The following is a 25,941-nucleotide window of genomic DNA, read 5'->3' as shown; positions in this document are numbered from 1 at the left end:
TTAATTCGTAACAGCTTTCCCCTCACTCACCCCAACCTTCACAATCTGCTTGCTCTCGTTCGATTCGATCGCAGCGAGGATGACATCCAGAGACTTCATGCCTTCTTCGCCAGTAATGAGCGGGGCTTTCCCATTCAGGACGCAGTCCGTGAAATGGTCGATGACATGAGACTGGGTCTGTCCGCCCTTTTCGTTGGACTGGATTCTCTCCAGCTCGTAGTTGACGGTTTCACCTGTTTTGTATTGAGCGACCAGTGAATAGTTCGGATCATCTTCCAGACGGAGAATTCCTTTTTCGCCGTAAATGACGGTTGAGTTGTCGCCGCTGGAGACGTAGGACCAGCTGGCGGCCAGGGTACCTATGACACCTTTTTCGGTTTTTAAAATGCAGACCGCATTGTCGTCGACTTCGGTGTTTTCCTTCGCACTCGTATCGATGAACGAGCCGACTTCGGTAATCTCACCGAGGAGATAACGCATGAGATCGGTTTTATGTACGCCAAGGTCACCCATCGCGCCGATAAAGGCTTTTTCTTTGTCAAAGAACCAGCTGTTGCGGCCGTCGATGCTCCACTGCTCCGGTCCCGGATGGCCGAACGTGGTGCGGAAGCTGTAGATTTTGCCAAGCTCGCCGCTGTCGATCAGCTGCTTCGCCTTTTGATGGGAAGCCACAAAGCGCTGGTTGTGAGCGATCATCAGTGTTTTGCCATTTTCCTCTGCCGCTTTGTTCATCGCTTCTGCTTCTTCCTTGGATGTAGCCATCGGCTTCTCGCAAAGGACGTGCTTGCCGGCGTTCAATGCGGCAATCGTTACAGGCGCGTGCAGATAGTTTGGCAGACATACGCTAACTGCATCGATATCGGGATTTTTCAACAACTCTTCATAATCCGTATAACTGGCAGCACCATACTGCTCGGCGGTTTCCTGCACCCGTTCCGGAAGAAGGTCGCATACCGCTGCAATTTCCACATTTTCATTCGCTTCATATTCCAGCAGGTGACGCTTTCTAGCAATACTGCCGCAGCCGATGACTCCAACTCGCAATGTAGTCATTATTGGTTCCCTCCTGATACTAATGTTTCATTTACACCTGCAGGTCGGTTGTAGGTGCTCGTCATGTCATAATGCTTGCCAAGTGATGCTGCCTCATGGAATCCGTGCATGATCTCCAGCACATGAAATGCCTGATCGCCTGACGCGCGGTGCGGCCGGTTTTCCAAAATGGCGGCTGCCATATCGGCAATTCCGATACCTCTTGAGTTTTCCACTGTGTCTGACACAAGCTCCTGCTCCACCCATTCGTTCGATCCTTTTTGCTTGAACACGACAGGACCGCCGAATGTATTTGGATCCGGTACGGAGATTGTTCCTTCCGTTCCGTAAATCTCGATAAAAGGAAGGCGGCTCGCCTGTACGTCAAAGCTCGTAATGATGGTGCCGACCGCTCCGCTTTCAAACTCCACATTACCTGAAATGTGAGTCGGTGTATGAACAGGAATTTTCTTGCCCGCATCCTCACCTGACATGATCGTACGCTCCAAAAACGGCATGCCGGCAGAAGCGGTCACGCGCTTGACCGGTCCAAGCAGGGAAATAAAGGCGGTGAGGTAGTAAGGCCCCATATCATACATCGGTCCGCCCCCAGCCTGGTAAAAGAATGCCGGGCTCGGATGCCATTGCTCCGGTCCGCGTGACATCATGAAAGCCGTCGCAGCTACCGGCTGGCCGATGGCTCCGTTCTCAATCAAAGAGCGGCATGTTTGCAATCCCGCTCCAAGGAACGTATCCGGCGCGGCACCGATCAACAGTCCCTTTTCTTTTGCCGTATCAATCAGCTCCTGGGCTTCTGGAACGGAAACCGAAAGCGGTTTTTCCACGTACACATGCTTGCCGGCATTCAGCGCCTGCAGGCAAAGCGCGTAATGGCCGCCCGGAGGCGTAAGGTTCAGCACAATATCAATGTCTTCAGAGTGAATCAGTTCATCCACCGTTAGGACAGACGGGATGTTGTACTCCCGGGCCTTCTCTTCTGCCCGCTTCTGATCCAGATCGGATACAGCCACGATATCCAGATGCTCGAAACTGCTGCAGTTTTTTAAATAAATATCACTGATGACACCACAGCCAATCAGTCCAATGTTGATTTTTTTCATGGTATCTCTCTCCTGTCTATTACTCTTTTACTGCTCCGCCGGCAAGCCCTTTAACCACTTTTTCCTGTGAGAAAATATAGACCACGAGGATCGGCAAGCTGGCCAGTGTCAGAGCGGCCATCAAGCCCGGGATGTTAACGGAGAATTCGCCTTTAAAATCCTGCAGGCCGAGCGGCAGTGTCATGTTTTCGGGACTTGAAATAAGAACAAGCGCAAAGATAAATTCATTCCATAGATGAATAAAGTTATAGATTAAAACCGTCATTAGCGCCGGAGTCAGCATCGGCAGAATGACACGCCAGAAAATGCCGAAGTGGTTACAGCCGTCAATCTTCGCCGCTTCCTCCAGTGACGCGGGAATCTCCTGCATGAACTGCGTTAAAATAAAGATGGAAATCGGCAAACTGAACGCGATGTATGGACCGAGCAGCGCCCAAATCGTGTCATACAAACCCATGGTTTGAGACAGCTTGAAAACCGGGATGAGGGTCGCATGAATCGGAAGCATCATGCCCGCGATGAACAGCAGGAAAACCACCCGGTTCAGCTTGAACTTCATCCGGCTCAGCGGATAGCTGGCAAGCGCAGCAATCAGCATAACAGCGAACACCGCGATGACCGACACAAGGATACTGTTGATAAAATAACGGGACAATCCCATTTCGAAGACACTTTTGAAGTTTTCAAGGGTAAAGGATGAAAAAAGGGAATATGGCTTTTCAAAGAACTCCGTCCGGCTTTTTAAGCTGGTGGAAATCATGTAAAGAAAAGGATAGCCTGTAAACACAAGCAGAATCAGGGCAATCACATACAAAGGGACCTTTTTAATCGCTACATTCATACATAGGCTCCTTTCTTTTTCCGGTAATAATCAAGCGCCTGAATGATGATGGTCACAATCATGGCCAGGAAGAACATGACAAACGCGATGGCGCTGGCATAGCCCATGTTGAAGTTCACGAACGCCTGCTTGAACATGTACGTTCCCAGCAGCTCCGTACCATGGTTCGGCCCGCCGCCGGTCATAACGTAGAAAATATCAAACGCCTTCAGTGACCCGACAATGGCAAGGATGGATGAACTTACAATCGTGGGCATCAAGAGCGGCAGTGTGATACGGAAAAATTTCGTGAACGCGCTCGCCCCATCGATTTCCGCCGCTTCATACAGCTCTTCCGGAATACCGACGATCGCCGCCTTAAAGAGAATCATGTAAAACGGGGAAAACTGCCAGACGATGACGAGCAGTACCGCAAACATGGCCGTACGGCTCTGGCTCAGCCATTCCACATTTTCAAAGCCGAACACACTCACGATCTGGTTGATGATTCCGTTCAACGGATCCAGCATCAGTACCCACAATAAACCGACCGCTACAGTGGAGATCAGGAAGGGGAAAAAGTAAATGCCGCTGAACAACCGGATGCCCCGGATCGGTGCCAGAAGCATGAGCGCCATGATCAGTCCGAGCGGAATCTGGACAAAGATCGATGTCAGAATGACCCATGTATTATTCGTAAGCGATGTCCAAAACACGTTGTCACTCAGCAGGTTAATATAGTTCTGCAGCCCGACAAACTCACCGGCGCCCACCCCGTCCCACTTGTAAAAGCTGTAGAGCAGCGTCGAGAAGATGGGGTACAGCACATAAAGGATATAAACAATGATAGCCGGGGCCAAAAACAAGCTGATCGTAATGAATTTATTCAGCGATTTCTTCTTTGGACGTGTTTTTGTCTGCGCCGCGGGTGTGGCCGTACGTACTCCTTTTAATTGCGTTTCCACGTCATCCCTCCTCACGATTTATGAAGGAAAGAATCAAAGGGGCTCATCGCCCCTTTAATCCTCCATCATTTATTCCTTCTTCAGATCTTGCTTTGCTTTTTGCTCCATCTTTTTGGCTGCTTCCTGCGGTGTCATATCAAGACCGAACACCGCTTGTGTCGTGTCTTTGTGAAGCTCCGCAAGCTCTGGAGGAAGTGTTTGGTCGTAAGGCATTTGAAGATGTGTCGCGTTACTTACAGCTTTGTAGAAGCGTTTGCCCATTTGATCTTTTGGAACCACGCCATTTACTGACGTTAATGAGCCTGTACGCTCCACATAGGCTTTAGCGGTTTCTGTACTGGCCAGCTCATTCGCAAGCTCAGTCGCAAGCTTCTGGTTTTTACTGTTTTTTGCTACAGACCATACCGGGCTTGCCGCTGCACCAAGATTGGTTTGATCACCCTTTCCTCCTTCTACTGTCGGGAAGAGGAAGAAATCAAGCTTGCTTGCAAAATCAGGTGCTTCTTCATTCATGTTGTTTACGAATGAAATCGTCATGTCCATCATGGCCGCCTTGCCGGAATACATAAGCTGACGACTTTGACCCTCATCATACGGGATACCGTTAAAGCCCGAGTTAAAGGCTTTCTTCTTCACCAATTCCTGAATCTTTTCGCCTGCCTTCACATAGGCAGGATCATCAAAGGTTTTGCCTGTACGGTGGAACGCGCTGTCAAACAATTCCGGTCCGCCGATACGGCTGGCAAAGTTCATAAAGTAATAAGCGCCCGGCCATTTGGTCTTGTTGGCCAACGAAAGAGGAATAATATCATTTTTGTTCAGAGTATCAATGACTTTTAGCCACTCATCATAGGTTTTCGGAGGGGTTAACCCGTATTTCTTAAAAATCTCTTTGTTGTAAAAGATCACATCGATGGATAAACCAAGCGGCAATCCATATACTTTGTTGTCATACGTTGAATTGTCGAGCGCCAGTTTGTTGAAATGATCTTTGTCGGTATCAGCTGTAATATCAAGCACCTTGTCCTGATCCACAAAGTTCTTGAGCCAGCCGCCGCCCCAACTGACAAACACGTCAGGCGCACGGTTTCCGGACATCGCAACAGAAAGCTTTTGCTTATATGCGTCATTTGGAATCGTAAGGAATTTCACGTTTACATCTGGATGCTTTTTCTCAAAGCGTGCCACTGCTTCCTTATACACTTTCTCTTTTTCGCCCGGATCAATCTGCCAGAATTCCAGCGTCTTCTTCCCCTTGGAACCTGAACCATCGACAGATGATTCCTTCGATCCACCGCCATTTAACCCACATGCTGATAACAAAAGTGCTGCCACTAGACTTAACATCAACACTACTCTTTTCACAGCAATCCCCTCTTTTCCTGGTTTTTAAATAGGTTTAAGCCGTTATGTAGTTCTTGGTGAGGTATTTAAAACTGATTTCGATGCTTTCAAGCGGTGAGCGGCGGCTTTGGTCTTGTTCAACGACCCACCAGTCCACCTGGGAGGCTTCTCCTTTATTTAAAATTCCCGAAAGATCTACGCCGCCGGTGCCAAGCTCGGCAAAGAACTTCTCACTGTCTGTAGTCATGTCTTTCAAATGAACGAGCGGTGTGCGCCCCTGATACTTTTCAAGCCACTTCACAGGGTCCTCTCCCGCTTTGGTCAGCCAGTACACATCAAACTCTGCCTTAACCCAGTCATGATTCGTTTCCTCAAGCAGCAGATCAAGCGGCCTTCGTCCGTCAGACAGCGGCTGAAGCTCAAAATCATGGTTGTGGTACGCGAAGGACAGGCCTTCCTTGGAACAGGCTTCACCAACATTATTTAGAATAGATACAAGATCACGGTAATCCTGTTCACTTCTTCGCTCCGGAGGCAGGAAAGGACAGACAATATGCTTATTGCCAATCGCCTGCTGATACTCAATGACAGAGCTCAGTTCGGATTCCAATGTGGTAAGAGGCACATGGCTGGATGCAGCTTTCAGCCCCAGATCATCAAGCACCTTCTTTAATTCAGCAGCCTCCAGCCCGCCATATCCGGCAAACTCTACGCCTTCATAGCCGATTTCAGCTACTTTTTTAAGTGTTCCAACAAAATCTTTCTCTGTTTCATTGCGCAGCGTGTACATCTGGAGCGCAACGGGTATGCGATTGGACATAAACAACTCTCCTTTTTTATATATAAAGCTTATTTAATAAATGTAATCGGTTTCATTTTTGTTGTTGCTAAACCCTTAAAAATAAAGGGTTCTTAACTCTGTAAAAATGTAACCCATTACATGACTAACCATGATTTTTTTGCTTAGCTCCGCAAGACTCTCTGATGACCAGTTCATTTTGCAGCACATATTGTGTCTTGTTGCTGTCATCTCCGTTGATCTGCTGAAGCAACAGCTCCATCGCTTTGTTGCCCATTTTAAACATCGGCTGGGCAATGGTCGTAATGCCAGGATCATAGATGGCGGAAAGCTTAACGTTATCAAATCCGACCACCGCAAGATCTTCCGGAACAGACAGGCCGTGGTCCTTCGCTGCTTTAATGACACCTGTTGCCATTTCATCGTTGGCCGCAAATACCGCAGTGGGCGGATGTTCGAGGGCCAGCAGCTTGGTCATCTGGTTGTACCCCGACTCATGGGAAAAATCTCCCTCCTGAATCAGGATGTTGTCGACGTCCAGGTTATTTTGCAAGAGCGCCTGGCGGTATCCTTTCAGGCGGTCCCTACTCACCAGCAGATGAAGCGGGCCACTGATATGCGCAATCCGTGAATGCCCAAGCTTGATAAGGTGCTCGGTTGCCGTCCGGCCGCTGCTTACATTATCAATCGTAACCGTTGGAATGGGGATCCCTTCAAGATAGTCGGCAGTGAGAACGACAGGATACTGTTTCATGACTTCAGCTAAAATTCCTTTGTCCATCCGGGCAGAAAGCAGAATCATGCCATCCACCTGGCGCTGCTTCAGATGGTCGAGAAATTCATACTCCTTTTCCACCTGCTTATTCGTGTTGGCGAGCAGGACCCGGTATCCATTCTTCCCGGCTTCATGCTCAATGCCGCCAAGAATATGGGAAAACACCGTATTCAGGATGTTCGGAATGACCACAAGGATCGTGTTGGTCTCACTGCGCCTGAATTGCCGGGCCAAAATATTCGGCTGATAATTCATCTGCTCAATGATCGCCATCACCTTATCACGAGTCGTCTTTTTCACCGTTTCAGGATTCCGTAAAACCCTTGAAACTGTTGCTTTTGAAACATTTGCCTTCTCTGCTACGTCACTCATCTTCACCATTGGTGTATCCCCTATACTACTGGATTGATTTCTACTGGATGTAAAATGTAATCGGTTACATTTAGTATAGCTTTTATTGTCAGAATTGCAAGACAAATTTAAGGAATTTGTTGAATAAAAAAATAACCTGTTGTGCCTCAGGGGCAAACAGGGTATGTGTGACAGTTGACATAATAGGGAGTTGGACAGTAAATTTTCAAAACTGGCCAGTAAAAATCGTAAATCGGCCAGTAAGTATCCAATTTTGGCCAGAAAAGTTCTGAAACTGGCTTGTATATCGGTTGTAGAGAGCTAGCCCCTTCAATCGGTTATTTAGGCGTAATTTTATATTTATACTTTCATTTACATAAAAAAGAAGCCTGAAGGTCTGTCATCCCTCAGGCTCACTAGGGGGTCTTGCTTGTCATGGGGGGCAAGCAAGTAAAAGGGTTACTTATGTTATCCCCAATTTACGCAGGAAATAAACGGATTAATTGGTGGCAGGGTGCCACATTTCAAAATAAGTGTATTCCTTCTATTAAAACGGTTTAGAATACTCTTCTCCCTTTCCTTAGGCTTATTTTTTTACTTTCATCACTTAACCTATCAACGTATTCACAATTAATTGGTTACCACTCTATTCACACATTAAAATTTGTTTCGTAAATTTCTTAAAATCGGATAAATGCTTCTCGATAATGGTTTGAACAATAGCTAAGTTCACCTCTTGATAGTCATGAACGGCAATGTTTCGAAATCCAACCATAGCCTTAAGTCCTGCGGCAAGTTCAGATGTAATTATGCCGTTCTTTTCTAACAGATCAAATGTCTCTCTGCTCGTTTGTGGAATTCCGAGCCTTTTTTCTGCCACTACATGCACCCCCAGATCAATCGCTGCTTCACAGGCACGTTGAATGTTAAGAATAATAGAGTCTTGTTTAGTAAAGTTGTTTAAATTACTTGAATCGTTATCATATTCTTCATTGATCCTCTTTAAGCACCGTTCTATGACACTAATTTTGTTAACAATCACGTCATTCTTCATAGATTGATCCTCTCTTCTCAATATCCTTCATGATGATTTCACGTTCTTCATTCAGCTTTGCGTACATCTTCAATGTCATCATCTCAAACTCCATCCTACGTTTGTCATCGGCGCAAAAAATAACTTTGCCTGTCCCGACTATTTGAGCCTGAAAAACCGTAGACGCTTTTTTTAAATCAACTAGATCTACTTCTTTGTTTAATATAGACGCCAACTCCTGGCTTTTCATAAATCTCTCATAATGATCTATTTCTTTATCACTTAAGTAGCCGATATCAACATCGCTGTCTTGATTCTCATTCCCTTTTATGGTGGAACCGAACAGAACAATTAAGTAAGGTTCCAGCTCAGCGGCTAAAAAACGGATAATCTGTTCTTCTCTTTTGTTCAAGTGCTCCACCTCCTACATTCATTTACTATAAATTTCTGAATAACTGTCTCTTTTTCCTTTATACATTATAAAATTATCTACAGTATATCACGCTAATAAACTATCATCGTTTCATATATTATCTATTGCCATAAGTCTTCTTGCTAATAACCACACCACTGCCAACATACGATTTAACGAAAAGGAAATCATTTACGGAAAAGGAAATTAATTATGAAGATGAAAACGGAGGACAACGGAAATGAGTAAAAAATGGATATTAGCGGTACTCTGTTTAGGAATCATTGTGGTCATTTATTTTTTTGTATCACGGCCATCTAGTCCCGCCAGTCCAGCTCCCCCCGACATTCCTGCCACCTCCCTTGAAGAGCAGGTCTGCCAAAAAGTAGCGGATCAGGATGGTGACTGCAAAGGTATCCGTTTATTCGATGCAGATTCCTATCTGGTTTTTGCTGAAAGCAGTACAGGAATCACTCCTGCACTGACCAATAATGAGTTCACAAAATTTAAGAAGTTCATTTTTCCGATGCTGAATTTCCAGGAATTTAACGAGGAACGCGGCGACAGAGGCCCGATTATCTGGCAGGCGAAAAATAAGGTTCAAAAGAATTCGTCTATCATATACGGATTTTCCGAGGATGAGGCAAAGACCATCGTCATTAACAGTGAAGGCAATGTGCAGCCCAACCGTTTTTACATACGGGATAACCTTTGGGTGTGGTATGCGACTTTCCAGAAGGATAGCGTGAAATTGCCGGTAAAGTTGACCGTTTATGATGCAAAAGGAAACGTTATTCCTGATGGGAATAGCGAGTAATACTACTTAAACGAGCGTTTAAAAGGAGGGCAACAGTCTTCCGCTGCCTACCCATCTCCAAGTCCTTAAGAAGTCTGTTTACCCCTGTATTTCAACAGGGAAATAGGAAGGAAAGGAGGAGAATGCATTGTTTGAACATTTCACGTTAAAACAAATACAAACCGGTGAAGCTACCCTGCGTGTCCGCATTGGCGGAGAAGGACCACCGCTGCTGCTGCTTCACGGACACCCCCAGACCCATGTCATGTGGCATAAAATCGCACCCCTTTTGGCTAAACATTTTACGGTGATCGCTCCTGATTTAAGAGGGTACGGCGGAAGCTCTAAGCCACAGACGGATGAGAACCACTATCCCTATTCCAAGCGGGCCATGGCAAAGGATATGATATCGCTCATGGATCAGCTTGGCTACAACGAATTCGCCGTAGCGGGCCACGACCGGGGCGGCAGGGTCGCCTACCGTTTAGCCCTTGACAAACCGGAAAAGGTGACAAGGCTGGCCGTCCTCGACATCGTACCAACCGGTGAAGCTTTCCGCAGGACAACGATGGACTTTGGCATGGGCTATTTTCATTGGTTCTTTCTCGCCCAGGCTTACGACCTTCCTGAAAAAATGATTGGTGAAAACCCGGATCACTTTTACTTCAACGGAAAAAAAGATCTTTTTGACCCAGAAGCACTTGAGGATTATATGCGGTGGATCAAAGAGCCTGGAACCATCCATGCGATGTGCGAGGATTACAGGGCGGGAGTCTCGTTTGATTATGAGCTGGATGAAGCAGACCGTGGAAATAAAAAAATCCAATGCCCTACTCTCGTGCTCTGGGGCAAAAAAGGAATGCTCCCACGTTGGTATAACGTCCTTGATGTTTGGAAGGACTGGGCGGGCCATGTCGAGGGCAGGGAAATTGACTGCGGGCACTATCTTGCTGAAGAAGCGCCAGATGAAACGTATGAAGAGCTTTTTCGCTTTTTTCGGAATGAGGGGTAAATGTATCAGCATCTCCATTCTCCCCTGATCGTCAATATCTTTAACCGGAATCGTTTTCGCCATTTTGTCCAAGTCGTGGGTTAGCATTTTGCTTGGAATTGTTTTGAACGGATCAGTTATCTTTTAATACTCTCATTTGGAATTGGAGAAGCATAAAAAGGAGCTTTTTAGCAAAGCTCCTAGCAAAGCTCCTTTTGGCATATATACAAAAAAACCCCAACCTTCACGGGCCTCTTTTACCCCTAAACCATATTCAAAACATCCATTCCTCACAGCGATCAGCCAACTCCTGAACCTCATTGATAAACAAACTCACATGATAGCCATCACATACCGCATGATGCATTTGTATGGCTAATGGGAAAAGTGTTTTACCGTCCTGTTTGAAATACTTTCCGCCTGTAATGATGGGCAATAGATAGTTGTTGTCTTCATTAATATTGAGGTTGAATCCTGTAAAACTGACCCACGGTACCATGGAAATAGGAAAGGTGTTATCAGGTTCATTACTCTTTGTGAAAAAGCCCGGTACATCAGCATATCTCTTCAGATCTTCATTATAGTTATGATGAAATACAGGATAATCCCTGGAAAACTCTGTCCATATACTGGAGAAGGTCTTGTTTTCGTTGTGGAAAATGGTATAGCTTGGCAGCATATGATCCCAATAGCCCAACACCCCGTCGTTAAAGCACGTTCGAAATTCAATATGTTCATTCACTACCTTAGTGACCATGTAGATAAAAGCAGGGTAAAACTTAAAGACCTTAGCCTGAAGCCGTTCTATCAGCTTCGTAATATCGATATTCACTGTGACGCTGTAGCTGCACTTTTGGCTTAAATAGTGTTCGTAATAGGGAGCCCGGTCCCAGTTTTCCCGATCAATTCTATGAAATGTCATTTGATTCGCCTCCTAAAATATAGTTCTGCGATTTTAGGAGGCGAACTTATCTGCTTTGACCATTTCTCTCACCTCTGCCTCTACACTTCAACAAGAATCGCAGGATACCTTTTAACAGAGTAAGTCTGGGAGTATCATACCAATCCGATATAGGCTTTACTGCCTGTATCGTTTCTTCATTAATTCATGTTAGACTGCTAGAAAGCGGTTACACTACTATAAATCTTACAAAATTCCCGCCTCTTGTGACCTTTTCCATTTGAAAGGTTGTTAGATTATCTTACGCACTTAGTGAAAGCGGTCAAAAATGTGTACTATGATAGTCAACATATTGAAAAGGAGCTGAATAATTGGTGATATGACCCGGCAATGGATAACGAGCATAGGATTAGATATTGGAACAAGCACGACCAAGCTGATTGCCAGTGAGCTGTTGATTTCCCAATCACAGGATCAGTTCACGCTGCCAGGCTGTCAAATCATCGACCGCCGGGTAACGTATGCCAGTTCCATCTATACCACCCCTATGGTAAACGAGGTTGAAATTGATGTGGAGCAATTAACTCAGTTACTTCAGAAGGAGTACAAGCAAGCCAGGGTTACCCTGGACCAAGTTCATGCGGGAGCGGTCATTATTACAGGCGAAAGTGCCCGCAAGCAAAATGCTGAGAAAATCGTTCATTATTTGGCGGAGCATGCGGGGAACTTCGTGGTCGCAACGGCAGGAGCCGATTTGGAGGGCGTCCTGGCGGCCAAGGGATCCGGAGTCATTGAACGCTCCACTCAAACCGATCAAACCATCGCAAATATCGATGTAGGCGGCGGCACGGCCAACATTGCCTTATGCCAGGACGGAAAAGTCATTGAAACGTTCACCCTTCATGTGGGAGGAAGACTGATCCGTCTGGATAAGAACGGCCAAGTGACCTACGTCTCTTCCTATTTAACTGAATTTTTAGATAGTATTTCCGTTCTATTAAAAAAAGGGGGAAAAGCAACCTTCGAACAGCTCTCTGCCATCTGCCAGCACATGGCGGAAGAAACGATCAACTACGTTAAAGGAATCAGCAAAGCCTCCTCCCTGCTCGTATCTCCTCATACGAGATCCGACATTCAGCCCGATACTCTTCTTGTTTCTGGCGGTGTTGGCGCGATGATGAAGGAGAAAAAGCCGGAAACGCTGGAGGAAGTGACCGTACATGGAGATGTCGGACCGCTTCTCGCCTGGCATTTCCAAGCATGGGGTGTGTCACCGGCTCCTGAAACGGCACGAGCAACGGTCATTGGTGCCGGCATGCAAAATACGGAGGTTAGCGGATCAACCGTGTACATCCGGTCTGACCGGCTTCCGCTAAAAAACGTCCCGATTGTGAATATACCCGTGCAGCAGGAAGAAGAATGGATGCCTGAACGGTTCCAAGAACGGCTTCAACAGGCATTACAGCAGGCGTCCACCCTATTTAGCGAGGATGATCCTCCGGTTGCTCTGGCGTTATCTCACTTTCCGTACTGCAGCTATAAAATGCTTCAGCAGCTGACAAAAGCAATACTTGCTGAATTTACCGCTTGTTTTAAGGATGCGAAATGCCTTGTTGTCCTCTGTGAGCAGGATATCGCTAAAGCATTGGGACAGGCTTTGGCCAAACAGAGCAAGACACTAGATATCATTTGTCTGGATCAGATTGATTTTACACATGGAGACTATATCGATTTAGGATTGCCAGTCGCAGGAGAAGCCATTTCTGTTTCGGTGAAAACACTGGCTTTTTCATCATAATCCAAACCACTTTCAAGGAGAATGACCATGGATAAAACGACGACCTTATTAGGAGAAACCTTTGCATTTCATAGTCTGAAGGAAATCATGGCCAAAGCAAATGAAGAACGTTCCGGGGACGAACTGGCTGGAATCAGCGCTAGCTCCATGAAAGAACGGATGGCCGCCAAGCAGGTGCTGGCTGATCTCACACTTTCAGAAATCCGGAATTACCCGCTGCTCAGTCCCGATGAAGACAATGTGTCCGCACTCATTGAAAACCAGTTGGATCCTGCCGTCTACGAAATTATTAAAAACTGGACCGTCGCCGAACTGAGGGAATATATCCTGTCCGACCAGCACGCCAGCGATGATCTGTTAACACTCAGCCAGGGGTTGAGCAGTGAAATGATTGCGGCAGTGGCCAAAATCATGTCCAATCTGGATTTGATTCAGGCTGCTTCCAAAATCGAGGTGCAAACCACGTGCCAGACGACGATTGGGCAAAAAGGAGTACTCGCTTCCAGAGCCCAGCCCAATCACCCCTCCGATAACATTAAAGGCATGAGAGCCTCTTTATATGAAGCGTTGAGCTACGGGATTGGTGACGCCGTCATCGGAATCAATCCTGTCATCGACACGACAGACAACATTTATGCCCTTTTGCATGAAACGAAAAATATAATCAATGAATGGTCGATCCCCACACAAAACTGTGTGCTGTCGCATGTGACCAGCCAGATGAGGGCAATCGAAAAAGGCGCGCCTGCCGATTTGATCTTTCAAAGCCTGGCCGGTACCGAAGCCGGCAACGACTCGTTCGGCATTTCCCTCTCCATGCTGGATGAAGCGACCGCTTTAATTCACGAAAAAGGAACAGCAGCCGGGCCAAACCGCTGGTATTTTGAAACCGGACAGGGTTCCGAACTCTCTTCTGAAGCTCACTTTGGCATTGACCAGTTGACACTTGAAGCACGGTGCTACGGACTCGCCCGCCATTATAAGCCATTCATCGTAAACACCGTGGTCGGTTTCATCGGACCAGAGTATTTGTATAACAGCAAACAGGTTCTCAGGGCGGGATTGGAAGATCATTTTATGGGAAAAATGCACGGCCTGCCGATGGGCGTTGACGTCTGCTACACCAATCATATGGACGCCGACCAAAATGACATGGACAACCTGAGTATGCTGCTCGGAACTGCGGGAGTAAATTTCATGATCGGCGTACCGATGGCCGATGACTGTATGCTGAATTACCAGTCCCTGAGCTATCACGATATCGCCACCGTCCGTCAGGTTCTGGGCCAGACCCCTGCTCCCCTCTTTGCACAATGGCTTGAAGAACAAGGCATCACGCAAAACGGCCGGTTTACTTCCAAGGCCGGCGATCCGACGATTTTTCTGAATTTAACGTAAGGAGTGGCTTATCATGTTGGCAAATTCAAAAAAAGATCCGCTTGAAACGCTCAAACAATTCACCCCTGCCCGCATCGGTGTCGGACGGACAGGAACAAGGCCCTTAACCAGGGATGTGCTTCAGTTCCGGACCGATCACGCCGCTGCCGTCGATTCGGTATACGGCACCGTGCCTGAGAGTATCCTTTCTGAATTCAGCCTTTTCTCCGTTACCACTCAAGTGGAATCCATGGAACACTATTTAAAACGACCCGACCACGGAAGGTTACTGGCTGATGAAGCGAAAACCCTCCTCCAGAAAAACTGCCTGCAGACACCCGATGTACAGGTCGTTGTATCCGACGGGTTAAGCGCGAAAGCCATTGAAGAGAACCTGGGCGATGTGTATCCAGCACTGATTGATTCCCTCGAATCCTACAATCTTCAGATCGGTACCTCCTTTTTTGTTAAAGGCGGGCGGGTTGCCTGCATGGATCAAATTGGAGAAATTCTGAAGCCAAAAGCTCTTGTGCTCTTGATCGGGGAACGGCCGGGACTGATGAGCGCCGAATCAATGAGTGCCTATATGTGCTACCAGCCGGGCAAGGGCAAAAAGGAATCGGATCGAATGGTCATCTCCAATATCCATAAGCGGGGCACTCCTCCGATTGAAGCCGCCGCTCATATCGGAACCTTGATTGACAAGATGCTTCAGCAGAAGACGAGCGGTGTACACCTTATTGTTTAAGTTTTACTTTGTTGCTTTTGGGAAGTGGTTGCTTTCCGTTCCAGGTCGCTCGCTTTTACCGGCGCGAGCGCCTACTTTCGCAGGGCGGGGCTGAGCCCATCAGGCGCAATCGCCTTCTTTACCAGCGCAAGCACCTACTTGGTCTCACCTGTCCCGCATCTCCTGCTGGAGTCTCGCACCTTCCACTTCAATCAACTTATCAAGGAAGACTTTATCCGAAAATGTCCGAAAGCAATATATAAAACACAAAGGAGGAGAAAAGATGGCGCTACAAAAGCAGCTAAAACCGATTCACTTATGGGCAATTTCAGTAGGTATGGTAATCTCCGGACAATATTTCGGGTGGAACTATGGGTTTGAACAAGGCGGAATTATCGGGCTAGCGATCGCTACGCTGATTGTGACCGTTTTTTACACCACCTTTATGTTCAGCTATGCGGAACTTTCCACCTCCATTCCCCAGGCGGGCGGCCCTTCCGCTTATGCGAGACGGGCGATGGGGCCGTTTGGCGGTTATATGGCAGGCATGGCCTGTCTGCTTGAATTTATATTTGCGCCTCCTGCCATTGCGGTATCGACCGGCGCGTACATTCACTTCCTCATCCCAGTCGTGAACCCGGTGTATGCCACGGTTGGCGCATTCATTTTCTTCATTCTTTTAAATCTGATCGGTGTAAAAGAAGTTGCCGTTATTGAGCTGACTGCGACTATTTTGGCACTGATCGGCTTGTCTATCTTTTATGTTGCCGGCCTGCCTCATGTGGAAGCCTCCAACATCTTTAACGGCAACTCCTTTCTGAATGGCCCGACAGGCGTTCTGGCCGCTATCCCGTTCGCTGTCTGGTTTTATCTGGCAATTGAAGGCGGAGCGATGGCTGCGGAAGAAGTGGAGAACCCGAGAAAAGACATTCCCAAAGGCTTTATCGGTGCCATTATCACATTGGCGACTGCTACGTTATTTACGCTGTTTGTTACGGCTGGTCTTGGCGGCGGAAGCGGAAAGCTGGCGGATTACCCTCTTCCACAGGCGCTTTCCTCTGTTTATGACAACGGCATTTCCACGGCTCTTGCCATCATCGGATTGTTCGGCCTGATTGCCAGCTTGAACGGCATCATCATGGGCTTCTCCAGACAAACGTACGCCCTGGCACGTGATGGCTACTTCCCCAAGTTCCTTGCCAAAACGAATAAAAAAGGCGTTCCGGTCGGCGGCCTCTTGATCCCTGGAGCCATCGGTGTCATCTGTGCGGGTTCAGCAAGTTTTGCCAACGCGCTGATCATTCTTTCCGTTTTTGGCGCGATGATGATGTACTGCATCAGCATGGTTTCCCTCTTCATCCTGCGTAAAAAGGAACCGGAGCTCGCCCGTCCGTTCAAGGTAAAGTATCCGGTCGTGCCAAGCATTGCCCTGATCCTCGGATTGGTTTGTTTGTACAGCATTATTAAATACAGCGTGCTGACTACCAACATGATGCTGTTTGGCGCTTCTGTCCCTTTGATCTATGTGATTCTCGGTATTTTCCTAATTTCTTTAGTCTACTATGTGCTATATGGATCTGCCCGTCTTAAGAGACAAGCGGATGCTTCATATGCGGAGGAAGAGGGAGTTTCGGTGAATTAAGAAGAACCTAAAGCAACACCCGTGCCGAGATGGTAGGGGTGTTGCTTTATATTAATGAAACAAAATCGTAGCGGCCGTATAAACAAGCAACAAAGCCATCGTGATATTGAAAACCCTCTGATATTGTGCAATCCACTTCTTAAACAATGACCCAAACAAGCTCCAGCTGAATGTTCCCATGAATCCAATGACAGCCAACAAGAGAACAAAAAAGAATTGAGACAAATAATGCTGGTAAAAAGGAGCAATGAATGTAGCCGTAACGGTAATGGCATAAACGGTCCCTTTAGGATTGATAAATTGCAGCATCGCACCTGATTTTAAATTGTTGTACCGGCTGTTGAATTGTTGTTCTTTCCCAAGTTTGCTTTTCATGATCTTATAAGCCAGGTAAAGCAAATAGAGGCAGCCAACTAGTTTCATAATGGCCTCAAGCTTTGGAAAAACAGTGGTTAATGCAACAGTAAAATAATTTGCGATCGACAATAACATGAAGAATCCCAAACCCACTCCTACACAAAATTTAAACGTCTGTTTCAAACCAAATTGATTGGCGAAATACAATGACATAATATTATTGGGACCAGGTGTGAAGCTTGCAATAAAAGCATAAACCAACAGTGACAACACGGACATTATGGCAGCACTCCTTGTATGCTATAATGCACAAATGTACGCTATAGCGTTATGTACTTTAAATTGTATTATTTATACGTTATATTGTAAATAAAAAAATTGAGGGATATATGTGAAGGAAATTCATGTGGTGGTCGCTGAAAACATGAAGGCATTCAGAAGGATAAATAAATTAAGTTTGGATAAAGTATCTGAGTTGACCGGTGTCAGCAAAACGATGTTAGGCCAAATCGAACGCGGAGAATCGATTCCAACCATAACAACGCTGTGGAAAATCGCAAATGGACTAAAGGTATCATTCACTTCGCTCATTAAAGAATCAACGAACGATATAACGATCATTTCAAAAGAGGACTTATTGGAATTGCCCGAAAACGATGGAAAATATAAAGTGTATCCCTATTTCCCTTTCGAAAACAACAAGCAGTTCGAAATATATATGGTAGAAATTGAGTCAGGTGGTTATTTAGAGGCAGCTCCTCATCACGATGGCACGGAAGAATACATTACAGTATTTGATGGACAGCTCGAATTAACGATATCTGGGCAAACCTACTTACTCGAAAAAGATCAATCCATCCGTTTCAAAGCCAACTGCCACCATGCATACCATAATCCGGGCAGCGAATTAACAAGAATAAATATGACAATTAATTATCAGTCCCTGTAGCAATTGCTAAAAAGGATAAAACCCGTACCTATAGACGGTACGGGTTTTATTCACCATGAAATAGCCTTTAAGCAAGTTGAAGTTTCATTGCTGCTTTAGCAACTATTAATGGTTATACTTCCTGTCATTGAAACAGGGCCAAAAAAACTTGAATTAAAAATAGAAGTATTACTTCCTGTCTTTATAAACTGAACATATGGTCCAGAGGGTATATCAGTATTATCACATCGAACATCCGAAGAGCTATACACTATTAAAAATGTATCTATTGCTATTGTTAAAGGATCAATAATAATTGTCGTAGTGGTTAAATCATATGCAAGGCCTGTTAATGTAATACTGTTCAATTCAAGCTCCATATTTATGGGCTCCTCTTGAATAATTTCTTCTGATAGTGGTACACGAATAATTCTTCTCTGGGTTGCGAATAATAGCGGGGAATTTTCACAATCACAATCTACATTCATATTGGAGACAGAGTACGATAAATCAGCAGTTGGGGATGCAGTTCCACTACCTACAATTGAACAACCTCTGCACGGGATAATGACCGGCGGATTGGTATCAATATAAAACGGGAATAAAACACCCACAATATCTTCAATACTAAAAATAATTATTTTCCCTTCAGATAAAGCCGTCACACATTTAGTTCTGCAATGATAATTTACAAAAACAATATTAATTGATTGCAAAGAATCTTTTAAAAAAACGTTTATGGAAGTTCCTCTTCTTAAATCTTTTACTCTCCTTTGCAAGTTGTTAAATTTCTTCACAAAGTACAATCCCCCGTATCATAAAACTTGTACTTTATTCTATGAAAAATAACATTCCACGTTACACTTAATTCGTTCAATCTAATTATGTAAGTCACTGCAGGACAAGCATCAAGGAAATATCAATAAATAAGGTGATAACTGCAAATACCAGTTATCACCTTAACCTATACAATACTCTAAGATATTAACTCCACCCCAAAACCCTCACCATCAACCCTAATCAAAGTCCCTTCCTCTGTCCGCATAACCTCCCCAGAAGAAACACTTTCCACCTCGAAGATATTCCTCAAAACCACCTGATAAGACCCACTCAACCCTTCCGCATTCACACTAATCCGGTTCCCTTCTTTTACCGCGGTCACTGCCGCTGCCTTCTCACCATGAATGTTATAGATATCCGCACTTGCAGGCGTATTATCCTGCAGCTCAAAAATATGAACCGTTACATCTTCCGTATAATCGTAAGAGGCTCTCTTTCCCTCAGCCCCCATGACAATAATAGAGTTCTCCCGAGCCATCAACGGCAGGGTCATGTATCCATGCTCTTCCTTCACCCATTTTCCGCCTTCTACGACATGGTTTGTGATGAAATTGGTCCATTTTCCTTGAGGCAGATAGTAGTTTGCCAGACTTCGGTCATTCAGAATCGGCGCAACCAGCAGGGAGTCCCCAAGCATGTATTGTTGATCTAAATAATGACAGGTGGGATCATCCTGAAATTCCAACACCATCGGCCGCATCATCGGAGTTCCAGCTTGGGAAGCTTCTGCCGCGTTCTTGAACAGATACGGCATCAACCGTAATTTCAGCTGAGTAAAATATCTGGACACGTCAACAGCTTCTTCGCCATAAAGCCAGGGCACCTTGTACTCTCCGCTGCCATGATAGCGGCTGTGAGAAGAAAGCAGGCCAAACTGGGTCCAGCGCTTATACAGATCCGGTGTGGCTCCCGCTTCAAATCCACTGATATCGTGACTCCAATAAGCAAAACCAGATAAGCTGAACGATAGGCCGCCGCGCAGTGTTTCAGCCATGGAGTAATAGTTGGACCAGCTGTCGCCTCCCCAGTGAACCGGGAAGGTTTGTCCCCCGACAGTAGCTGATCGGGCAAAAACCACCGCTTCATTTTTGCCAAGCTTCCGCTCCAATAATTCAAACACGGTTTTGTTGTAAAGATGAGTATAGTAGTTATGCATCTTTTGCGGGTTCGATCGATCGAAGTACACCACATCGGTTGGAATCCGTTCACCAAAGTCGGTTTTAAACGAATCCACGCCCATTTCAATCAGCACTTCCAGCTTGTCCTGATACCACTTGCAGGCTTCCGGGTTAGAGAAATCAACCAGCCCCATTCCGGCCTGCCATTTATCCCACTGCCAAACGGAGCCGTCCGCCCGTTTTACCAAATATCCCTTTTCCATGCCTTCATCAAAAAGCTCGGACTTTTGGGCAATGTACGGATTGATCCACACACAAATTTTCAAGCCCCTGTCTTTCAGTCTTCTTAGCATGCCTTCCGGATCCGGGAACATCCGGTCATCCCAAATAAAGTTGGACCACTCGAACTCTTTCATCCAAAAGCAGTCAAAGTGGAAAACATCCACTGGAATATCCCGTTGCTCCATTCCTTCCACAAAGCTGGTCACCGTTTCTTCGTCATAATTGGTCGTGAAGGAGGTGCTCAGCCATAAACCGAACGACCAGGCAGGCGGCAGACTCGGCCTTCCTGTGAGTTTGGTGTAATGAGATAAAACATCTTTCAGCGTTGGCCCGTTGATAATAAAATACTCCAGATATTCGCCTTCCACGCTGAATTGAACCTTTGACACTTTTTCCGAGCCAATTTCAAAGGATACCTTTTCAGGATGGTTGATCAGCACGCCATAGCCTTTGTTGCTGACATAGAAGGGAACATTCTTGTATGCCTGCTCGCTGCCAGTACCGCCATCCTCATTCCAGATATCAACGGTTTGGCCATTTTTCACAAACGGTGTAAAACGTTCACCCAGCCCATAAATCAGTTCCCCGACATCCAGAGAAAGCTGCTCGCGCATAAACGGCTGCTTCTCATCTGATAAAATATACGCCATCGACCGGCTGTCAGATTGAGCCAGCAGTTCATCCTCATGGTAAAACGATAGCTTCCAATTCTCTTTATCTACACGGGCCTTCAGGCTGCCACTCGAAAAGGTCAGTTCTTGCTCACCATCGTCCATTACTGCCCCGTCATTGTCTTCATGAATCTCGAAATGAGGCCCTTGATTAACAGCTCCTTTATGGTGATACGCTTTTACCTTAATCACATCATTCATGGGAGAGGACAGCTCAATGGTTACCATCCCTCCATCCAACGTATCGCCGCGGTGATTGACTTTCCGGCATGGAGCATAAAGGGTGACCTTCTTATCTGTCACTCTCGTATCATTTACCTCAGTTGGGTGAAAAAATTGATAGCCTTCTTTATTTAACCAGCATCCATTACTGAATTTCATGCATTGTTCTCCACCTTTTTTATAAAATTACAGACTACTTGCTTTTTGCAGATGGGCAGCCTTTGCCTGGACTTTGACAAAAGCCTGATTCGCCGCCCACGTCATCATAAAAGCCAGTAAGCTTGCGCCAAAAAACAGAAAGACTCCAGGCACGTATTTGAGAAGCATATACGAAAACCAGACTCCGGCGATCATCATGACGGTGTAAGGAAATTGAGAGAGACTGATCATGAGCGAGTATCTGATATAGGCAAACGGCTTTAACTCGAAATGCACATATGCGGCAAAAAAGTACAGCAAAGAAAGTCCGAAAAGCACCATAACGACCAGCAATAATGGCACCATAATAAAATGAAGACCGCCTGAAGACTGGGCAAGGAATCGTTCGTCAACAAATAAAATACAGCCTCCGAGTATATAGAAGAATCCCGCTTTATTCGATTGAACAAACTCCGCTTTATATACATTTATAAAGGTAGACCACATTGGAATCTCCGTGCTTCCTCTGACCCATGCACGCGTAATCGTGAATAAGGCGACTGTAGCCGGTACGAATCCAAACACAATCAAACCCATTAACGTAAACAGTATCCACAGCAAATTAAGGTAACCAAATTTCATAATCCAATCACAATACTTATACAAATTGCCGCTTACTTTCATTGACTCGGCCCCTTTTCAGCTTTTTTATTTTACTTGCTGCTCCACAACTCAACACGGGCTTTCACCAGCTTGGTGTACTCGGCTTCCATCTTCTTGACGCCGATGGCATCCAATGCTTTCAAGTAGTTATCCCACTCTTTGTCAAAATCAGCTGGCTTGGCAAGGATCGCTTTTGTGACATATGACTTTGCCGTATCCTCTGCTTTTTGGAAGATTGCGCCGTATTCGGTATTGCTTGATGCATTGATGCTCCACGCCGCACCCCAAGGCAGAACAGGGAACTCTTTTTCACTTGGGAACAAATCCTTCCAGGTTTTTGCGTTGTAATGTGACAATACTTCCTTGGTTTCTTTCGAGTAGTTTTTAACCACATTTTCAGGGAAGTTTGTTGTGTAGTAGTTTCCGGTAGAATCCTTCATGCCATCTCCATATCTCATTGAGATGTTATACATGCCAATGCCAGTTTTCTTCGTGAACTCCGCATTGTTTTTCGTTTTTTGTTCCTGGACGTCCGCTGGAATAACGCGTTTGCCGTTATCCACTTTGTACTGTTTGTCTTTAATTCCCCAGTAATTTAGAATTTGTCCTTCATCTGAAGCCAGGAAATCAAGGAACTTGATGGCGCGGATCGGATCTTTGCAATTCTTTGTGATCCCAATTCCCCATCCTGCATTAAAGCCGATACTCTGGAAATCATGACGCTTGTATTTATCATTTAACGTAACAGGGTAGTGTCCGTACGTTAATTCATCTTTTCCTGCACCCTTCAAGGTGTTTTCCGCACTTCCATAGCTCCATGACTGGTCTGCCAATCCAACCACACGGCCTGACGCGACTTTCGCCAGGTATTGATCATACGTTTGAACAAAGCTTTGTGAGTCCAAAAGTCCGATATCATTCATGTGGTTGAGCCATTTGAAGTATTCCTTTTCTTCAGGCAGCCTGGAATGGAAGGTTGCTTTATGGGTTTTCGGATCGATGGAATATTCTCCTTCATCCGGTTTGCCTGTCGCGCCTGTGGCATTATTCGTGACCGTGATCAGGAAGTGCCAGTCACTCCCGATGAGAGACATTCCGACGGTTGGCTTCCCATCAACCGTTGGATGCTTCTTTACATATTGCTTGATTACATTCTCATAATCCTGCAGCGTTTTGATTTGCGGATAGCCCGCTTCCTTTACAGCGGCATGCTGAAGCTCGAAGCCTCCGCCTGCATCGAACTGCTTTTGTCCGACCGCATCATAGGTCGGGATAAAATAAACCTTCGGATCCTCATTGCTGTACTTTAAGCGGCCCCAGTTGTTGCCGATCAATTTTTTAATATTGGGCGCATATTTTTCAATGAGTGGTTTCAGGTCGACCATTGCCCCCGCATCCACCATTTTGGCTGCAGAACCCTTTGGACTGATCAAATCAGGATACTGTCCGCTCGAAGCAATAAGCCCGACCTTATCATCATTTCCTACCTGGTAGGAGGCTTTTAACGTAACTCCTGTGCGTTTGGTAATCTCTTTTCCTACTTCATCCTGCATATTGTTCCAGGTAGGAACCGGATCTGCTCCGAAATAGGTGAATGTAACGGGACCTTTACTGCTTTTTGCCTTGGTGGCATCCGTGCTTGCGGTGTCATTGCTGCAAGCGGCTGTACCCATCAGAAGAAGTGCGGCAGAAACGATACTGATAACCTTGCTTTTCACTTTCATTGTGAACCCTCCCCTTTTTAGATCAATCTTTTACAGCTCCGAGTGTCATCCCCTGCATAAAGTACTTTTGCAGAAACGGATAAATCACAAGAACCGGTACTGTCACAAAAATCGTCACTGCCATTTTGATCGATTCCGGTGTCACCATATTGGCTATGTTTTCCGCACTTTGCGCATTGGCGTTGGTGGTGGAATTCGTATTTTGCAAAATTTTAACCAGCTCATACTGCAGGGTCGTTAAACTGGGACTCATTGAGTTATAAAGGTACGTATCGAACCATGAATTCCATTGACCCACCGCTATAAAAAGGGCAACAGTTGCCAGAACTGGTTTACAAAGCGGCAGGATGATCCGCCAATAAATCACAAAGTCGTTGGCGCCATCGAGCTTGGCCGATTCCTGAAGGGAAATGGGCAGGTTGTCAATAAACGAACGGATGATGAAAATGTTAAACACACTCACCATACCGGGCAAAATATACACCCAAAAGGTATTCATCAATTGGAGATCACGAACAAGCATATATCCCGGAACCAATCCTCCTGAGAAGAACAGGGTCAGCGCAAGGAAAGTGGAAACGAATTTTCTTGCTTTATAATCTTTCCGGCTGAGCGTGTATGCGATCATCGAGTCACATAACACTCCCAAAAAGGTTCCCAGCACCGTCCGTAAAACAGAGTTTTTCAAACCGACCAATAAGGTATCGTATTCGAGAATTTTTTTATAATTTTCAAGAGTAAAATCCCGTGGCCAAATCGTAATGCCGCCCTTTACTGTGTCCAATGATGTATTGAACGAGATCGCCAGCACGTTTAAAAACGGATAAAGCATGACCACAACGACAATCATCATAAAAGCCATGTTACAGATATCGAAAATCCGGTCTGACGTATTCGTTGGTAAAGCACTTCTCCTTTTTGCCATGATATCCCCCTTTTACATGACGCTTTCGCCGGTTGTTTTCTTAAAGATCCGGTTCGCTGAAAACAACAGGATAATACTGACTACAGAATTGAAGATACCGACTGCCGTTCCGAATGAATATCTTCCCAACCCAATACCATAGTTTAAGGCGTAGAGCTGAATGACATTGGAATGGCTTTGCACAAGAGGATTTCCTAACAGCATTTGCTTTTCAAAACCGATATTGATTAAGTTACCAATGGATAAAATTAATAGAATCGTAATGGTCGTCCGGATGCCCGGAATGGTAATGTGCCAGATTTGGCGGAACCTTGATGCTCCGTCCACTTTTGCGGCTTCATACAGCTGCGGGTCGATGCCGGCGATGGCCGCGAGATAGATGATCGTGTTCCAGCCGACCTCTTTCCACACATCCGCTGTGGTGACAATGGACCAGAACCAATTTTCCTTTCCCATAAATTCAATGGGCTTGTTGATGACATGAAGGTTCATCAGCAACTGATTGACGACCCCGCCATCCGTGGAAAGCATTTGAATCACAATCCCGGAAACAACCACCCATGAAACAAAGTGAGGCAGATAGGAAATGGTTTGAACCGTTCGTTTGAAGTACTTATTTTTCAACTCATGTAAAAGAACGGCGAGAACAATGGGGCAGAGAAAACCGGCAACCAATTCCATAATACTCATGGCGAGCGTGTTTCGCATGACCAGATAGAAGTCATGATCAAGAAATAACTCTTTAAAGTTCTGCAGGCCCACCCACTCCTGCTGTGAAAACGACAGCCCGGGCTTAAAATTCTGAAACGCCATCGTCCATCCCCAGATCGGGATATACGAAAAGACAAAAACCCAAATCACAAACGGAAACGACATCAGTATTAAATACTTTTGACTGAGGATTTTGCTCCATACTGACTTTTTGGTCTTCACAACCATTGGCTTAGAGACTTCTAATGGCAGCGTTTTCAATTCCCTTTTCTCACCCCTTCTTCGTCTATATAAAAAGTGTAAGACAAAGAGAGAAGTTACAAAACCTGAAAAATTTAGACACTTTTCATACACTTATTTGATATTGCAGAAATTCAGCTATGATTTTGGGTTTGTCGAAAACTGAAAATGACGTGATATGCAACTAAATCGTGTCGAACCGCAAGTAAATCCAGCTTTACCGCAAGTATTCCGTGTC

At 45.6% G+C, this 25,941-nt stretch carries 24 protein-coding genes; 7 read left to right on the top strand and 17 right to left on the bottom strand.

Going from position 1 to position 25,941, the window contains the following annotated elements; all coding sequences use genetic code 11:
• The 9 genes from QYB97_RS05995 to mntA form a co-directional block, all read right to left on the bottom strand.
• The gene (locus tag QYB97_RS05995) at positions 1-1,053 is read right to left on the bottom strand and encodes a Gfo/Idh/MocA family protein (RefSeq protein ID WP_301165070.1); all 1,053 of its coding nucleotides are present in this window, start codon (positions 1,051-1,053) and stop codon (positions 1-3) included.
• Positions 1,053-2,153, bottom strand: a complete 1,101-nt coding sequence (locus QYB97_RS05990; protein ID WP_301165069.1) for a Gfo/Idh/MocA family protein — start codon at positions 2,151-2,153, stop codon at positions 1,053-1,055. The genes QYB97_RS05995 and QYB97_RS05990 overlap by 1 nt, the downstream gene beginning before the upstream one ends.
• 19 nt (positions 2,154-2,172) lie before the next feature.
• Complete coding sequence (locus QYB97_RS05985) at positions 2,173-2,994, bottom strand: carbohydrate ABC transporter permease (protein ID WP_301165068.1); 822 nt, start codon at positions 2,992-2,994, stop codon at positions 2,173-2,175.
• The gene (locus tag QYB97_RS05980; RefSeq protein WP_301165067.1) at positions 2,991-3,938 is read right to left on the bottom strand and encodes a carbohydrate ABC transporter permease; all 948 of its coding nucleotides are present in this window, start codon (positions 3,936-3,938) and stop codon (positions 2,991-2,993) included. The genes QYB97_RS05985 and QYB97_RS05980 overlap by 4 nt, the downstream gene beginning before the upstream one ends.
• Positions 3,939-4,007: 69 nt before the next feature.
• A complete protein-coding gene (locus QYB97_RS05975) occupies positions 4,008-5,303 on the bottom strand; it encodes an extracellular solute-binding protein (RefSeq protein ID WP_301165066.1) in 1,296 nt (431 codons plus the stop codon).
• Positions 5,304-5,337: 34 nt separating this feature from the next.
• Positions 5,338-6,102, bottom strand: a complete 765-nt coding sequence (locus tag QYB97_RS05970; protein WP_301165065.1) for a sugar phosphate isomerase/epimerase family protein — start codon at positions 6,100-6,102, stop codon at positions 5,338-5,340.
• A gap of 124 nt (positions 6,103-6,226) precedes the next feature.
• Positions 6,227-7,237, bottom strand: coding sequence for a LacI family DNA-binding transcriptional regulator (locus QYB97_RS05965; RefSeq protein ID WP_301165064.1), 1,011 nt, complete (start codon positions 7,235-7,237; stop codon positions 6,227-6,229).
• A 616-nt stretch (positions 7,238-7,853) separates the two neighbouring features.
• Positions 7,854-8,261: a type VII toxin-antitoxin system HepT family RNase toxin gene (hepT, locus tag QYB97_RS05960; RefSeq protein WP_301165063.1), complete on the bottom strand. Its 408-nt coding sequence runs from the start codon at positions 8,259-8,261 to the stop codon at positions 7,854-7,856.
• Complete coding sequence (gene mntA, locus QYB97_RS05955) at positions 8,251-8,652, bottom strand: type VII toxin-antitoxin system MntA family adenylyltransferase antitoxin (protein WP_301165062.1); 402 nt, start codon at positions 8,650-8,652, stop codon at positions 8,251-8,253. The genes hepT and mntA overlap by 11 nt, the downstream gene beginning before the upstream one ends.
• Positions 8,653-8,893: 241 nt before the next feature.
• Between mntA and QYB97_RS05950 the strand changes: the two genes are divergently transcribed.
• Both QYB97_RS05950 and QYB97_RS05945 read left to right on the top strand, forming a co-directional pair.
• Entirely contained in the window at positions 8,894-9,469 is a 576-nt protein-coding gene (locus QYB97_RS05950; protein ID WP_301165061.1) for a hypothetical protein, read from the top strand.
• A gap of 127 nt (positions 9,470-9,596) precedes the next feature.
• Positions 9,597-10,460, top strand: coding sequence for an alpha/beta fold hydrolase (locus QYB97_RS05945; protein WP_301165060.1), 864 nt, complete (start codon positions 9,597-9,599; stop codon positions 10,458-10,460).
• 253 nt (positions 10,461-10,713) lie between these two features.
• On the opposite strand, the gene catA is transcribed toward QYB97_RS05945, so the two are convergent.
• Entirely contained in the window at positions 10,714-11,361 is a 648-nt protein-coding gene (gene catA / locus QYB97_RS05940) for a type A chloramphenicol O-acetyltransferase (protein ID WP_301165059.1), read from the bottom strand.
• A gap of 358 nt (positions 11,362-11,719) precedes the next feature.
• On the opposite strand from catA, the gene QYB97_RS05935 reads away from it, so the two are divergent.
• The 4 genes from QYB97_RS05935 to eat all read left to right on the top strand — a co-directional run bounded on the left by QYB97_RS05935 (position 11,720) and on the right by eat (position 16,884).
• On the top strand, positions 11,720-13,138 hold the full coding sequence (locus tag QYB97_RS05935) for an ethanolamine ammonia-lyase reactivating factor EutA (protein WP_301165058.1): 1,419 nt from the start codon (positions 11,720-11,722) through the stop codon (positions 13,136-13,138).
• 27 nt (positions 13,139-13,165) lie between these two features.
• A complete protein-coding gene (locus QYB97_RS05930; RefSeq protein ID WP_301165057.1) occupies positions 13,166-14,536 on the top strand; it encodes an ethanolamine ammonia-lyase subunit EutB in 1,371 nt (456 codons plus the stop codon).
• 13 nt (positions 14,537-14,549) lie between these two features.
• A complete protein-coding gene (eutC, locus tag QYB97_RS05925; RefSeq protein ID WP_301165056.1) occupies positions 14,550-15,263 on the top strand; it encodes an ethanolamine ammonia-lyase subunit EutC in 714 nt (237 codons plus the stop codon).
• 262 nt (positions 15,264-15,525) lie between these two features.
• Entirely contained in the window at positions 15,526-16,884 is a 1,359-nt protein-coding gene (gene eat / locus QYB97_RS05920) for an ethanolamine permease (protein ID WP_301165055.1), read from the top strand.
• 51 nt (positions 16,885-16,935) lie between these two features.
• Here the strand turns inward: eat and QYB97_RS05915 are convergent, their stop codons facing one another.
• Complete coding sequence (locus QYB97_RS05915) at positions 16,936-17,520, bottom strand: LysE family translocator (protein WP_301165054.1); 585 nt, start codon at positions 17,518-17,520, stop codon at positions 16,936-16,938.
• A 112-nt stretch (positions 17,521-17,632) separates the two neighbouring features.
• Here QYB97_RS05915 and QYB97_RS05910 point away from each other — a divergent pair, with 112 nt between their 5' ends.
• Complete coding sequence (locus tag QYB97_RS05910; RefSeq protein ID WP_301165053.1) at positions 17,633-18,190, top strand: helix-turn-helix domain-containing protein; 558 nt, start codon at positions 17,633-17,635, stop codon at positions 18,188-18,190.
• Positions 18,191-18,285: 95 nt separating this feature from the next.
• Here the strand turns inward: QYB97_RS05910 and QYB97_RS05905 are convergent, their stop codons facing one another.
• The 6 genes from QYB97_RS05905 to QYB97_RS05880 form a co-directional block, all read right to left on the bottom strand.
• Positions 18,286-18,966: a hypothetical protein gene (locus QYB97_RS05905; RefSeq protein ID WP_301165052.1), complete on the bottom strand. Its 681-nt coding sequence runs from the start codon at positions 18,964-18,966 to the stop codon at positions 18,286-18,288.
• 179 nt (positions 18,967-19,145) lie between these two features.
• Positions 19,146-21,461 carry an alpha-xylosidase gene (gene yicI, locus QYB97_RS05900; protein ID WP_301165051.1) on the bottom strand — a complete coding sequence of 772 codons (2,316 nt, stop codon included), beginning with the start codon at positions 21,459-21,461 and terminating at the stop codon, positions 19,146-19,148.
• Positions 21,462-21,488: 27 nt separating this feature from the next.
• A complete protein-coding gene (locus QYB97_RS05895; RefSeq protein ID WP_301165050.1) occupies positions 21,489-22,124 on the bottom strand; it encodes a YesL family protein in 636 nt (211 codons plus the stop codon).
• Positions 22,125-22,153: 29 nt separating this feature from the next.
• Complete coding sequence (locus tag QYB97_RS05890) at positions 22,154-23,827, bottom strand: ABC transporter substrate-binding protein (RefSeq protein ID WP_301165049.1); 1,674 nt, start codon at positions 23,825-23,827, stop codon at positions 22,154-22,156.
• Positions 23,828-23,849: 22 nt separating this feature from the next.
• The gene (locus QYB97_RS05885) at positions 23,850-24,752 is read right to left on the bottom strand and encodes a carbohydrate ABC transporter permease (RefSeq protein WP_301165048.1); all 903 of its coding nucleotides are present in this window, start codon (positions 24,750-24,752) and stop codon (positions 23,850-23,852) included.
• A gap of 12 nt (positions 24,753-24,764) precedes the next feature.
• The gene (locus QYB97_RS05880; protein WP_301165302.1) at positions 24,765-25,691 is read right to left on the bottom strand and encodes an ABC transporter permease; all 927 of its coding nucleotides are present in this window, start codon (positions 25,689-25,691) and stop codon (positions 24,765-24,767) included.
• Between the last annotated feature and the right edge of the window lie 250 nt (positions 25,692-25,941).

Source organism: Fictibacillus fluitans (assembly GCF_030418125.1).
GTDB lineage: Bacteria > Bacillota > Bacilli > Bacillales > Fictibacillaceae > Fictibacillus_C > Fictibacillus_C fluitans.
Note: the sequence above shows the minus strand (reverse complement) of the source record. Positions and strands in the feature narration are given on the sequence as shown.